15 protein-coding genes are annotated in these 13,246 nt (G+C 55.5%); 2 read left to right on the plus strand and 13 right to left on the minus strand.

The window, feature by feature from the left end; genetic code table 11:
* Nucleotides 1-26 precede the first annotated feature (26 nt).
* Nucleotides 27-1,073, plus strand: coding sequence for an L-asparaginase 2 (gene ansB / locus FD428_RS03670; RefSeq protein WP_049010789.1), 1,047 nt, complete (start codon nucleotides 27-29; stop codon nucleotides 1,071-1,073).
* Between the two features lie 118 nt (nucleotides 1,074-1,191).
* Here ansB and hemW read toward each other — a convergent pair whose 3' ends face one another.
* Genes hemW through FD428_RS03695 form a run of 5 tightly spaced genes read right to left on the minus strand, consistent with a single transcriptional unit; the run spans nucleotide 1,192 to nucleotide 4,498 of the window.
* A complete protein-coding gene (gene hemW / locus FD428_RS03675; RefSeq protein ID WP_114848322.1) occupies nucleotides 1,192-2,328 on the minus strand; it encodes a radical SAM family heme chaperone HemW in 1,137 nt (378 codons plus the stop codon).
* Nucleotides 2,321-2,914 carry an XTP/dITP diphosphatase gene (locus FD428_RS03680; RefSeq protein WP_012135070.1) on the minus strand — a complete coding sequence of 198 codons (594 nt, stop codon included), beginning with the start codon at nucleotides 2,912-2,914 and terminating at the stop codon, nucleotides 2,321-2,323. Before FD428_RS03680 ends, hemW begins: the two co-directional genes overlap by 8 nt.
* Nucleotides 2,915-2,921: 7 nt before the next feature.
* Complete coding sequence (yggU, locus tag FD428_RS03685; RefSeq protein WP_112001563.1) at nucleotides 2,922-3,212, minus strand: DUF167 family protein YggU; 291 nt, start codon at nucleotides 3,210-3,212, stop codon at nucleotides 2,922-2,924.
* The gene (locus FD428_RS03690; protein ID WP_012135068.1) at nucleotides 3,209-3,775 is read right to left on the minus strand and encodes a YggT family protein; all 567 of its coding nucleotides are present in this window, start codon (nucleotides 3,773-3,775) and stop codon (nucleotides 3,209-3,211) included. Before FD428_RS03690 ends, yggU begins: the two co-directional genes overlap by 4 nt.
* Nucleotides 3,776-3,793: 18 nt before the next feature.
* Nucleotides 3,794-4,498, minus strand: coding sequence for a YggS family pyridoxal phosphate-dependent enzyme (locus FD428_RS03695; protein WP_049010785.1), 705 nt, complete (start codon nucleotides 4,496-4,498; stop codon nucleotides 3,794-3,796).
* Between the two features lie 17 nt (nucleotides 4,499-4,515).
* Here FD428_RS03695 and FD428_RS03700 point away from each other — a divergent pair, with 17 nt between their 5' ends.
* Nucleotides 4,516-5,496, plus strand: a complete 981-nt coding sequence (locus FD428_RS03700; protein WP_071257863.1) for a type IV pilus twitching motility protein PilT — start codon at nucleotides 4,516-4,518, stop codon at nucleotides 5,494-5,496.
* A gap of 100 nt (nucleotides 5,497-5,596) precedes the next feature.
* Here FD428_RS03700 and ruvX read toward each other — a convergent pair whose 3' ends face one another.
* The 8 genes from ruvX to metK form a co-directional block, all read right to left on the minus strand.
* Nucleotides 5,597-6,013 (minus strand): Holliday junction resolvase RuvX, encoded by a 417-nt coding sequence (ruvX, locus tag FD428_RS03705; RefSeq protein WP_114848321.1) that lies wholly within the window; start codon nucleotides 6,011-6,013, stop codon nucleotides 5,597-5,599.
* Nucleotides 6,013-6,576, minus strand: coding sequence for a YqgE/AlgH family protein (locus tag FD428_RS03710; protein ID WP_012135063.1), 564 nt, complete (start codon nucleotides 6,574-6,576; stop codon nucleotides 6,013-6,015). The genes ruvX and FD428_RS03710 overlap by 1 nt, the downstream gene beginning before the upstream one ends.
* Nucleotides 6,577-6,752: 176 nt before the next feature.
* The gene (gshB, locus tag FD428_RS03715; RefSeq protein WP_012135062.1) at nucleotides 6,753-7,700 is read right to left on the minus strand and encodes a glutathione synthase; all 948 of its coding nucleotides are present in this window, start codon (nucleotides 7,698-7,700) and stop codon (nucleotides 6,753-6,755) included.
* Nucleotides 7,701-7,712: 12 nt separating this feature from the next.
* Nucleotides 7,713-8,444 (minus strand): 16S rRNA (uracil(1498)-N(3))-methyltransferase, encoded by a 732-nt coding sequence (rsmE, locus tag FD428_RS03720; protein ID WP_049010798.1) that lies wholly within the window; start codon nucleotides 8,442-8,444, stop codon nucleotides 7,713-7,715.
* Nucleotides 8,445-8,521: 77 nt separating this feature from the next.
* Nucleotides 8,522-9,229 carry a deoxyribonuclease I gene (gene endA, locus FD428_RS03725; protein ID WP_012135060.1) on the minus strand — a complete coding sequence of 236 codons (708 nt, stop codon included), beginning with the start codon at nucleotides 9,227-9,229 and terminating at the stop codon, nucleotides 8,522-8,524.
* 94 nt (nucleotides 9,230-9,323) lie between these two features.
* Nucleotides 9,324-9,821 (minus strand): SprT family zinc-dependent metalloprotease, encoded by a 498-nt coding sequence (locus tag FD428_RS03730; protein WP_114848320.1) that lies wholly within the window; start codon nucleotides 9,819-9,821, stop codon nucleotides 9,324-9,326.
* A 158-nt stretch (nucleotides 9,822-9,979) separates the two neighbouring features.
* Complete coding sequence (gene galP / locus FD428_RS03735; protein ID WP_060815922.1) at nucleotides 9,980-11,374, minus strand: galactose/proton symporter; 1,395 nt, start codon at nucleotides 11,372-11,374, stop codon at nucleotides 9,980-9,982.
* 416 nt (nucleotides 11,375-11,790) lie between these two features.
* Entirely contained in the window at nucleotides 11,791-12,945 is a 1,155-nt protein-coding gene (metK, locus tag FD428_RS03740) for a methionine adenosyltransferase (RefSeq protein WP_012135057.1), read from the minus strand.
* Nucleotides 12,946-13,246: the final 301 nt, after the last annotated feature.

Below are 13,246 nucleotides of genomic sequence, written 5' to 3' on the forward strand. Positions count from 1 at the left end.
CAAATTCACGTAACTGGAGAAATAACATGGAGTTTTTCAGGAAAACGGTACTCGCCGCTCTGGTAATGGGTTGCAGCGGCGCGGCGCTGGCTTTGCCGAATGTCACTATTCTGGCGACCGGGGGAACCATTGCCGGTGGCGGTGACTCCGCGACAAAATCAAATTATACGGCGGGTAAAGTTGGCGTCGAAAGCCTGGTGGACGCGGTGCCTCAGTTAAAGGATATTGCAGTTGTAAAAGGTGAGCAGGTCGTCAATATCGGTTCGCAGGATATGAACGATGAAGTCTGGTTAACGCTGGCGAAGAAAATCAACACCGACTGCGATAACACCGACGGCTTCGTGATCACCCACGGTACTGATACGATGGAAGAGACAGCTTATTTCCTCGACCTGACCGTCAAGTGTAATAAACCGGTAGTGCTGGTCGGGGCGATGCGTCCGTCCACGTCAATGAGCGCCGATGGCCCGTTCAACCTCTATAACGCCGTGGTTACTGCGGCGGATAAAGCGTCCGCGAATCGCGGCGTACTGGTGGTGATGAACGACACTGTGCTGGACGGCCGTGACGTCACCAAGACCAATACCACCGATGTCGCCACCTTCAAGTCTGTGAATTACGGGCCGCTGGGCTACATTCACAACGGTAAAATTGATTATCAGCGTACGCCAGCGCGCAAGCACACCACTTCCACGCCGTTTGACGTTTCTAAGCTGACTGAGCTGCCGAAAGTCGGGATTATTTATAATTACGCGAATGCGTCCGATCTGCCGGCGAAAGCGCTGGTGGATGCGGGTTACGAAGGGATAGTGAGCGCGGGCGTGGGTAACGGCAACCTGTACAAAACGGTTTTCGATACGCTGGCGACTGCTGCGCATAAAGGCACGGTTGTCGTGCGTTCTTCTCGTGTACCGACTGGCGCCACCACGCAGGATGCTGAAGTCGATGACGCGAAATACGGGTTTGTCGCTTCCGGTTCGTTGAACCCGCAAAAAGCGCGCGTGCTGTTGCAACTGGCGCTGACGCAAACCAAAGATCCGCAACAGATCCAGACGATGTTTAATCAGTATTAATCGGTGAAGGTGGCTGCGCTTATCGCCCTAACCCTGTAGGTCTGATAAGCGCAGCGCCATCAGGCAATTTGCCGGATGGCGGCTCAAGGCCTTATCCGGCCTACATCTTCACCCGCCATCACTCTGCCAGAAACAGCTCCAGCAGGGAGTTTAAAAACAGCTTGCCGTGTTGGGTAATCTGCCAGTGCTGCTCGCGTTCGGTGAGATACCCCTGGGCGATGGCCTCGTCGAGCTGCTCACGAATTACCGCTTCGGCAAGCCCGGTATACTGCGTAAACTCTGCCCGGGGAGCCGCTTCCAGTAACCGAAAACGGTTCATAAAGAACTCAAACGGCTTGTCGGCCTGTTCGACATCACGCTGGCTTTCCAGATAGCGCCCCTGCATATAACCGCGCGGGTGACGCGTTTTAGTGGTACGCAGGATGCGCCCGTCCGGGAAGGTCACTTTACCGTGCGCGCCGCAGCCAATTCCGAGATAATCGCCAAAGCGCCAGTAGTTCAGATTGTGCTGACACTGATAACCCGGCCTGGCATACGCGGAGGTTTCGTACTGCTGATAACCTGCTGCCGTCAGCAACTGGTGGCCTTGCTCGAAGATATCCCACAGTGCGTCATCGTCTGGCAATACCGGCGGGCGTGAGCCGAACAGCGTGTTAGGTTCGATAGTCAACTGATACCACGACAGATGCGGCGGATTGAGTGCGATGGCCTGGCACAGGTCGCCCAGCGCCTCTTCCAGCGTTTGATCCGGCAGGCCGTGCATCAGGTCCAGGTTGAAGCTGCGCAGCCCCAGACTGCTCGCCAGATTCGCTGCCCGCTTCGCCTCTTCCGGGCCGTGAATGCGCCCGAGGCGTTTTAGCTTCGGTTCACTAAAACTCTGCACGCCGATGGAGATACGGTTTATCCCGGCGCGTTGGTAATCAACGAAACGGTCGGCCTCTACCGTCCCCGGATTCGCCTCCATCGTGATTTCTGCATCCGCCGCCAGCGGCAGGCGCGCCCGCACGCCGTCCAGCAGCGTTTGCATTGCCGGGCCTGAGAGCAGGCTCGGCGTACCGCCGCCAATAAAAATGGTCTTTACTTCGCGTCCCTGCGCATATGCCACGTTGGTATCGAGATCGCTCAGCAGGTGCTGAACATAATCATCGTGCGGCACTTCGCCTTTCAGCGCATGCGAGTTGAAATCGCAGTACGGGCATTTCTGCACGCACCACGGGATGTGAATATAAAGACTCAGCGGCGGCAGCTTAACCATTGCGTAAGGCGTCCAGCAGCAGCTTCAGCGCCTGCCCACGGTGGGAGATCGCGCTTTTTTCTTCACGGGTTAACTCAGCTGCCGTTTTCCCTTCCGACGGAACAAAGAAAATAGGGTCATAGCCGAAACCGCCATTGCCCGCCGCTTCGCGGGTAATCATTCCTGGCCAGCTTCCGTGGCACACCAGCGGCGTCGGGTCTTCTGCATGGCGCATGTAGACCAGCACGCAGTGGAAGCGCGCCTGGCGCTTCTCATCCGGCACCTCCCGCAGGGTATGCAGCAGTTTTTCCAGGTTACGCTGGTCGGTGGCGTCTTCGCCGGAATAACGGGCGGAGTAAATACCCGGCGCGCCGCCCAGCGCATCAACGGCCAGGCCGGAGTCGTCGGCAATGGCGGGCAGACCGGTAGCTTTTGCGGCATGACGCGCTTTCAGGATCGCATTTTCGATGAACGTCAGACCGGTCTCTTCGGCTGAGTCAACGCCCAGTTCGGTTTGCGCGATGACATCAAGCCCAAAATCGCTCAACAGTGAGGCAAGCTCACGCACTTTACCGGCATTGCCGGTAGCGAGGACAACTTTTTGCATAGGATACCTAATCAGTTAACGCCGCGATTTCTGGCGGGATCTGTTGCGGATGAATGATTTTAACCTGTTTGTGGCGGCCCAGTTCGCCCTTTTCAATGACGACCTGGCTTTTCGCCACGCGGAATTGTTTGCCAAGAAACTTCACCAGATGGCTGTTGGCCTGGCCATCAACCGGCGGGGCGGTAATGGCGACTTTCACTTCGTCGCCATGTAAACCCACAATACTGTCACGGCTGGCTTTCGGCTGAATATAGAGCCGTAAAATCAGACCGTCAGCGCAGGGTGTAATGGCACTCATAGCGCCATCCACAGCCCCGGCAGCAGCATATTGCCTGTCGCCTGTAAGACTTCAGCGATGCCCATGTTGATAACATACAGCAGCAGAACCAGGATCATCGGCGAGAAGTCGATGCCGCCCATCGAAGGGAGCAGACGGCGAATCGGGCGCAGCAAAGGGTCCGCCAGTTGAAGCAGAACGTATTCAATCGGGCTGCGGCCCTGGCTCACCCAGCTCATGATCGCCATCACCAGCAGTACCCAGAAAATCAGCAGGCCGATGGTTTTCAGGACGATAAGTATGGCGGCGATCCAGATAATCGGCTGGAACGTCACGACCATGAAAAGCACTATCGCTTTGATAAAGCTCAGAATAAATGCCAACAGCATGGAGGCGCTATCAATCGGCCCCATTGGTGGAATAATACGACGCAGCGGCCCGATAATGGGTTGAGTCGCTTTCACCACAAATTGTGAGAAAGGGTTGTAAAAATCACAGCGAGCCCACTGCATCCATACGCGCAACAATAGCACCATGGTATACAGTTCAATTACCGTTGAGAGCAGGAAGGTCAACGTCTTCATGGCGTTCCTCAGTTTTCCTTAATTTTTTGTGTAATCACGCGCACCAAAAATAGCGGTGCCGATGCGCACCATCGTGCTACCTGCCGCAATTGCGGCGTCCATATCATCCGACATACCCAGAGAAAGGGTATCAACGCCAGGATAGCGCGTTTTCAGCCCGGCAAATGCTACAGCCATTTGGCGTGCAACTTCAAACTGCCTTACATAATCTGACTCAGGGGCGGGGATCGCCATCAGTCCGCGCAGCCTGATACCGGGAAGCTCAACCACGCTTGCCGCCAGAGCGTCCAGTTCCGTAAGCGGAATCCCGGACTTGCTGTTCTCATCGCTGATATTAATTTGAATCAGCACGTTCAGCGGCGGCAGACCTGCCGGGCGCTGTTCGCTCAGGCGGGCGGCGATACGCAGACGATCGATCGTATGGCACCAGTCAAAATGCTCTGCCACCAGACGACTTTTGTTGGACTGCAAGGGGCCAATAAAGTGCCATTGCAGCCCTTCGACGCCGCTTTCTTTGAAGTGGCGAATTTTCTCTACCCCTTCCTGAACATAGTTTTCGCCAAACGCCCGCTGCCCGACCGCGATGGCTTCTGCGATGGCGCTCGCAGGCTTGGTTTTACTCACTGCAAGCAGCGTAACTTCTTCTGAAGACCGCCCGCAACGCGTCGCGGCGGCTGAGATTTTGTCCCGGACATGTGCCAGGTTATGCGCGATATCGTTCATTTTCCGAGGATGTTCGTATGGATATGGAAGAAATAGTGGCCCTTAGTGTAAAGCATAACGTCTCGGATCTACACCTGTGCAACGCATGGCCTGCGCGCTGGCGTAAACGGGGAAAAGTGGAAATAGCCCCGTTTAGCAGCCCGAATGTCGAGGTTTTGCTGTCACAATGGCTTAACGACGCGCAGCGCCGGGCGTGGCAGGCGGATGGTCAGCTCGACTTTGCGGTGTCGCTGCCGGGCGAACTGCGGTTACGCGCCAGCGCTTTTCATCATGAGCAGGGCGCATCGCTGGCGCTGCGGTTGCTGCCCACTACGTGCCCGCAACTGGACGCGCTCCAGACACCTGCCGCGCTACCCGCGCTCCTTGGCGGCGAGAACGGACTGATTCTGGTGACCGGGGCGACGGGAAGCGGGAAATCCACCACGCTGGCGGCAATGGTGGAATACCTCAACCAGCATCTCGATGGTCATATTCTGACGCTGGAAGATCCTATTGAGTACCGCCATACCAGCCAGCGCTGCCTGATTCAGCAGCGGGAGGTTGGCGTACACTGCCGCTCCTTTGCCGCCGGGTTACGCGCTGCGCTGCGTGAAGACCCGGATGTGATTTTATTAGGCGAACTGCGCGACAGTGAGACCATTCGCCTGGCGCTGACGGCGGCGGAAACGGGGCATCTGGTACTGGCGACGCTACATACGCGCGGCGCGGCACAGGCGGTAGAGCGGCTGGTCGACTCCTTTCCGGCGCAGGAGAAAGATCCGGTACGCAGTCAACTTGCGGGCAGCCTGCGCGCCGTGTTGTCGCAGAAGCTGGAAACCGACAGGCAGGACGGACGCGTGGCGTTATTCGAACTGCTCATCAACACGCCAGCGGTTGGCAATCTTATTCGGGAGGGGAAAATCCACCAGTTGCCCGGCGTTATTCAGACCAGCCAACAGGCGGGGATGCAGACGTTTGCCCAGAGTCTGCAACAGCGGCAGGCGCAGGGCAGGCTTTAGCGAACGGTTGTGCCGGATGGCGGCCGATGGCCTTATCCGGCCTACACGCGTGCCCGTAGCCCGTAGGCCTGATAAGCGAAGCGCCATCAGGCAATTCGCTTCAGTAACCCTGCTCGAAATAGCTTTCGAGGATGATGACGGCCGAGGCGGAATCCACCTTGCCTTTGTTGAGTGCGCGATAACCGCCTTGTTCAAACAGGCCAGAGCGCGCTTCTACGGTGCTGAGGCGTTCGTCATGCAGCGTAACCGATACGCCAAAACGGCCATGAATGCGGTTGGCGAACTTGCGGGCGCGAGCGGTGAGGGGCTGCTCTGTGCCATCCATATTGAGCGGTAGCCCGACAATAATTTCATCCGGCTGCCACTCTTTCAGCAAACGCTCGATAATGTTCCAGTCTGGCGTTCCGTCCTGCGCTTTTATCGCTGGCAGCGCGCGGGCGGTGCCGGTGATGCGCTGTCCTATCGCTACGCCGATACTTTTGGTGCCGAAATCAAATGCGAGTAAGGTTCCGCTCATCAGGCATGCCCCGCCACGCCAGGCATGGTCAGAATATCAATTCCGATTAATTTGGCTGCGTCGCGCCAGCGGTCGGCAATCGGCGTTTTGAACAGAATATTGAGATCGGCAGGGGCCGTGAGCCAGGCATTATCCATCAGCTCTTGCTCCAGTTGACCTTTATCCCATGATGAATAACCCAGCGCCACCAGTACCTCAGAGGGTTGCTCCGGTGTGCCTAACGTCTCCAGCACGTCGCGGGACGTGGTGATCACCGTATTGTCAGAAATACGAATACTGGACGAAAAGCGGGAGGGCGGAGTATGTAAAATAAATCCCCGATCTTCCGCCAGCGGCCCGCCGAGCATTACGGCTTTATCCAGACGAATCGCCGGATCGCGCGGTTCAGGCGTAATCTTCAGTTTTTCCAGAATCCCTTCAATCTGTAGATTTTCCAGAGGCTTATTAATGATAATCCCCATTGCGCCATCTTCATTGTGTTCGCAAATGTACACCACGGAGCGGCGGAAAATTGGGTCCTGGAGAGCAGGCATGGCAATAAGAAAGTGATGCTGTAAATTCATTGTCAGAGGTTCTGTATCCGGGTTCAAAAAAGCAACAGCGTCCAGTATGTGGGGAAAGCGCGAAGATGTCACCCTCTGAAAATAGCTTTGCCGGATGGCAGTTTCGTCTTATCCGGCCTGTGGGGTGAAATTCCAGGCCGGATAAGACGCGAAGGCGTCGTCATCCGGTAACTAATTTACTTCTGCAAACGCGCCTCAATGGCATCCATCAGCATTCCGGTAATCGAAACCGGGAACTCCGCTTCAATTTCACGAATACAGGTTGGGCTGGTGACGTTAATTTCGGTAAGACGATCGCCGATGATATCCAGACCCACAAAAATCAGCCCTTTCGCTTTCAGGGTTGGGCCAATGCGGCGGGCGATTTCCCAGTCGCTGTCGGTAAGCGGGCGCGGTTCGCCGCGACCACCGGCCGCCAGGTTGCCACGGGTCTCGCCGCCCTGCGGAATCCGCGCCAGGCAGTACGGAACGGGTTCGCCGTCAACAACCAGCACGCGTTTGTCGCCGTCTTTAATGGCAGGCAGGTAGTTCTGCGCCATGCAATAGCGGGTGCCATGCTCGGTCAGCGTTTCGGCGATCACGCCGAGGTTGGGGTCGCCTTCCTTCACACGGAAGATAGACGCGCCGCCCATGCCGTCCAGCGGCTTGAGAATGATGTCGCTGTGCTTCTGCCAGAAGGCTTTCAGCTGCGCTTTGTTGCGCGTGACCAGTGTTTCCGGCGTCAGGTCGGAGAACCAGGCGGTGAACAGTTTTTCGTTGCAGTCACGCAGGCTCTGGGGCTTATTGACGATCAGCGCGCCTTTCTCTTCCGCGCGCTCCAGAATATAAGTGGCGTAGATAAATTCGGTATCGAACGGCGGATCTTTACGCATCAGGATGACGTCCAGATCGGCCAGCGGCAGATCCTGCTCGTCGTTGAACGTATACCAGTTGTCATAGTTCTGCTCTACGCTCAGGGTACGCGTGCGGGCGCGAGCCTCACCGTTGATCAAATACAGATCGGCCATCTCCATGTAATGAAGTTCGTAGCCACGACGTTGTGCTTCCAGCAGCATAGCGAAGCTGGAATCTTTCTTGATGTTGATGCTTGCGATGGGGTCCATCACGATGCCGAGCTTGATCATTGTTCTTCTCCGTTAGCCCAGATCGCCAAAACGCACCTGTAGCGCGGTAATGGCGGTGAGCGCAGTTGTCTCAGTACGCAGAACGCGAGGTCCTAACAGGATATCAGTAAACTGGTAGCGGGCGGTCATGGCGATTTCATCTGCCGACAAACCGCCTTCCGGGCCAATCAACAGGCGTACGCGCTCCACGGGGAGCGGCAGGGTGTTGATACTGGCGCTGGCGCGCGGGTGAAGGTTCAGTTTCAGCCCCTCGTCCTGCTCGGCGCACCAGGCTTCCAGATCCATTGCCGGGCGAATTTCCGGCACCCGGTTACGACCGCACTGTTCGCAGGCGGCAATAGCGATTTTTTGCCACTGCTGGCGCTTCTTGTTCAGACGTTCGCTGTCCAGTTTAACGCCGCAGCGCTCAGAAAAAAGTGGCGTAATGAGGCTTACACCCAGTTCGATCGATTTCTGGATAGTGAATTCCATTTTTTCGCCGCGCGACATCACCTGGCCGAGGTGAATATGCAGCGGGGATTCACGATCGTCGAGGGTGCCGCTGAGCACTTTTACATCGACGCTTTTTTTGCTGGCGTTGGTTATCTCGGCGTCAAACACCTGATTGCTGCCGTCAAACAGCTGGAGCGCCTGGCCTGGCCCCATACGCAGCACGCGTCCGATATGGTTGGCGGCGTCTTCACACAGGGAGAACTGGCTGCCGGATGTGATGGGTTCAGGGTGATAAATGCGGGGAATGCGCATAATAGAAAAATCCGCGTCATCTCCCCACGCCATCTGATCGCGTGGGGCTGGGTTAAAAATATTCCCGCTAGTGTAGGTTAGCTCTTTTGCGCCTGGCAAGCGCGTTGCACGTATGGATTGTGGTTCCCTTGTACCCTGGCGATGCGTTCGTCGCGCTCGCACTCCCAGTCCGTGACCGGATACAGCTTGTTCCAGGCGTTGAAAAGCTGCGTTTGCTGACGGGAGAGCGTCAGATTGTACTGATCGCGCATATAAAAGTAGGTACGGGCGATTGCACCACGGGCGCGAGCAGGCGGTTCGGCGATTTTTTCCTTGAAATTGACCTTCATGGCGCACTGGCCGTACTGACCTTCGCCGCCATTCCACTGGCTGTACATGAAGTTGCCGCGATCGCCATTCACCTCGCCGACGGCGGGTTGCAGATTGTGCATGTCGCTCTCCATCTTGCGGTAGACAGGATCTTTCGCACAGTTTTTTCGCCCGCCGTCCTGCCAGCACTGACGCTGGTGGCCGAACTGCCAGGCGGGTACGACGTGTTCCCATTCAATGCGGCTGGCGCGGTTTTCATTTTTTCGGACTTTATAGCCGCAGGAGGCGAGATCCACGACGCCTTTTTTACCCTGCCAGTTAATTTTACACCCGCAGTAGAAATCGCCGGGAACATCGGCATTGACTTTGACCCCGGCGGTTTTGGCCTGAGAAAAACTGTTGATGCCTGTAGCCAGCACCTGCCCTGAGAGCATCATCGCCAACAACGCTGCGGCAAAAGAGAAATTACGGTACATCACGAACTCCGTGTCAAAACGAGCCCGCAACGTAGCGAAAGTTGTTCTTGTATGCAATCAGGCAGATCAGAAAAGTTCCTGATTATTCTGGCGATTATTCAGCAATGAGTGGTTCGCCGCAGTGAACGCAGCGGTAGGTGGCTTCACCGCGCATGATGCGATTATGGCGGCGCACGGTGAGCTGATGCTGCTGGCATTTACAGCGGTAGGTAAAGGTATTGCGGCGAACGGATTGCAGTTCAAACTGATGCGTGCGTCTGGCAGGGACGCCCAGTACGCTTTCCATCATCCATTTCCACTCTTTGCCGTGCGGCGCAACCCGGCCAAAATGCTTCCAGACCAGCAAATGCGCCAGTTCATGGGGCACCACTTCATTAACGAACGCGTCGACGTTTTCCATCAATAGCACAGGATTGAGACGGATTTCGTAGGTTTGTAGCCATGCTGTTCCCGCGGCAGTTCCACGTTGTTGATAAACCAGCCTGGGTTCCGGGTAATGACGTTCCAGTTTGAGATTGGCCTGGGCGAGTTTTTCCCGCAGGCTACGCATGACGGCTTGCTGGACAGCGATAGGGAGACGGGAGGTTTTCATAACGACAGAGGATAATGGGAGGTGATGGAGACTGCAAGAGGGACGCTTCACCCCGCTAAGTTTTGCCGGATGGCGGCCGACAAACCGGTCTGCGTTCAACTGAGGGCAGTAGGCCCGATAAGCTTGCGCCATCGGGCACTTACCGCTAATTATCAGCGTTAGTTGTGAGCGCCGATTTCGCGCAGCTTACGGCCTTTCATCAGGTTACGTTCAATGTGTTCCAGAGAGACGTGTTTGGTTTCAGGAACCAGCCAGATGGTCAGGATGATGAAGAACAGGTTCAGACCGGCATAGACCCAGAAGGTGTTTGCGTTGCCCAGCGTGTTGAGCATGGTCAGGAACGTTGCGCCGACGATCATATTGGCGATCCAGTTGGTGGCGGTAGAGCAGGTGATACCGAAATCGCGGCCTTTCAGCGGCTGAATTTCAGAGCACAGTACCCAAATCAGTGGGCCGGCGCTCATCGCGAACCCGATGATAAACATCAGCAGCATGGCGATAGCGAAGTATTGCGCTGACGGCGAGTGAATGCCGATATGCATCATGGTGCCGAGAGTGCCCATGCCGATAGCCATGACCAGGAAGCCCAGCGTCAGCGTTGGTTTACGCCCCCAGCGGTCTACCAGGCCGATGGCGATAAAGGTAGCCAGCACGTTCGTCAGACCAACGATAACGGTGCCCCACATCTGCTCGGTGGTATTGGTATAACCTGCCAGTTCAAAGATTTTCGGCGCGTAGTACATGATGACGTTCATCCCGGTGAACTGTTGCATCACCTGCAAAAGCACCCCGAGGAACACCGCGCGACGGAAGTTGCTGTTCTCTTTAAACAGCGCCCAGCCGCTCTGTTTTACTTGCAGACTTTCACGGATCTCATCCAGCTCGCGTTTGGCTTCTGCGCTGGTATCACGCAGGCGCAGCAGTACGCGTTCGGCATCAATAAAGCGACGTTTCGCCGCGAACCAGCGCGGGCTGTCCGGCAGAAAGAACACGCCGATCAGCAGCAGAATGGCCGGAATGATGATCACGCCCAGCATCCAGCGCCATGCGCCGCTGTAGCTGAACGCGGTATCAGACAGATAGGCGCCAAGAATACCGATGGTGATCATCAACTGGTACATGGAGATCATACTGCCGCGAATTTTCTCCGGCGCGATCTCAGACAGGTACAGCGGGGCGGTGTAGGACGCGACGCCAACGGCCAGGCCTAGCAGAACGCGGGAAACGATCAGCACCTCAACGTTAGGCGCGGCGGCGGAAAACAGCGAACCGGCCACAAACAGGATCGCGCCGATCATCAGGCTTTTCTTACGACCTAATTTGAAGGAGAGCCAGCCGCTGCCGACGGCACCGACGGCGGCGCCGAACATCATCGAACTGACCACCCACTCCTGAGTGTGCGCGGTAATCTGGAATTCGTCAGTGATGAAGGGTAAAGCACCGGCGATAACGCCGATATCCAGGCCAAAAAGTAATCCTGCCAGGGCTGCAAGAAAGCAGACAAAAAATGTCATGGCCTTGTTTGAACGCCCCTGTTTTTTATTGTCAGGCATGATGCCTCCGGTTGGGTTGCCAGTTTTGTTGATGCTAAGGGTAGGTGAGTGGCCCGCAAAAATATGTGATTAGAATCACGTTAGTGTAATCGTTTACACTAACATTTGATGGTGAAAGTAATTAATGCTTTGAAAACATAGAAGTAAGTTAGGCGGTTTGTATCGCGAATACGCACATTTAAGACTTAACTGAAAAAAATGTAACGTCAGAAGAAAAACGATCATGCAAAAGGATTATTTTCAACGCATTGCTTATGGAATGGAGGGTAAGCGGTTTCATTAATCGCCGGGTGACGGCTACGCCAAAACGACAGAACCCGTAGGCCCGTGCAAGCGAAGCGCCGCCGGGCAAAAGATGCGCGCACAAATACAAAAGGCCAGCACGAGGCTGGCCTTAAAAAAACAACGTCAGTAAATTACTTCAGACCTGCGGCATCACGCAGCAGCTGCGCCTTGTCGGTTTTTTCCCACGGGAAATGTTCGCGGCCAAAGTGACCGTATGCAGCGGTTTCTTTGTAGATCGGGTGCAGCAGATCCAACATCTGAATCAGGCCGTACGGACGCAGGTCGAAGAACTCGCGTACCAGCAGGGTCAGCTGTTCAGAAGGCACTTTTTCAGTACCGAAGGTTTCAACCATGATAGAGGTCGGTTCAGCCACGCCGATAGCGTAAGAAACCTGAATCTCACAACGGTCAGCCAGACCTGCGGCAACGATGTTTTTCGCAACATAACGCGCGGCGTAGGCTGCGGAACGGTCAACCTTAGACGGGTCCTTACCGGAGAATGCGCCGCCGCCGTGACGCGCCATACCGCCGTAGGTATCCACGATAATCTTACGACCGGTCAGACCACAGTCGCCCATCGGGCCGCCGATAACAAAACGACCGGTTGGGTTGATGAAGAATTTCGTCGACGCGTTCAGCCATTCTGACGGCAGGATCGGCTTGATGATCTCTTCCATCACCGCTTCCTGAAGCGATTTCTGGTCAATTTCTTCAGCGTGCTGAGTAGACAGCACTACCGCGTCGATGCCGACAATTTTGCCGTCGTCATACTGGAAAGTGACCTGGCTTTTCGCATCCGGGCGCAGCCACGGCAGCGTGCCGTTTTTACGCACTTCAGCCTGACGCTGCACCAGACGGTGCGCGTAGGTGATCGGCGCTGGCATCAGCACGTCAGTTTCATTGGTCGCGTAACCGAACATCAGGCCCTGGTCGCCCGCGCCCTGTTCCAGCGGATCGGCACGGTCAACGCCCTGGTTGATATCCGGGGACTGTTTGCCGATAGCGCTCAGCACGGCGCAAGAGTTGGCGTCAAAGCCCATGTCGGAATGCACATAGCCAATCTCACGGACCGTGTTACGGGTGATCTCTTCGATATCAACCCATGCGCTGGTCGTGATCTCACCGCCAACTAAAACCATACCGGTTTTAACGTAGGTTTCGCATGCGACGCGCGCTTTCGGATCCTGTTCCAGGATCGCATCCAGCACGGCATCAGAGATTTGGTCAGCAATTTTGTCAGGATGCCCTTCTGATACGGACTCGGACGTAAAAAGGTGTTTTGCCATGTTTTATTTCACCTAAGGAGAATTTGGTTAGCTCAAACTGTTGTGTGGAATAGCCAAAGCAGAGGATTCTACCAAGGCTTGCAGGTTGATGACACTGGCAGTCTGAGTGTTAATCAGTATGGATGGATTAACATCTGGATGGCTATTTTAGGTCACTTCTTCACCCGATTTCCAGTTTTTTTTGAATCAACTCCCGTTGCGTTGAAAACACGACTGGAAATTTTTCAGGACACTGCTGGCAATGTGCGCATTTATGCTTTGCATTTTTCCCCTCTTGTCGGTATAAAACGCGGCGCGCGGC

The organism is Citrobacter sp. TBCP-5362, assembly GCF_005406305.1.
Classification (GTDB): domain Bacteria; phylum Pseudomonadota; class Gammaproteobacteria; order Enterobacterales; family Enterobacteriaceae; genus Citrobacter_B; species Citrobacter_B koseri.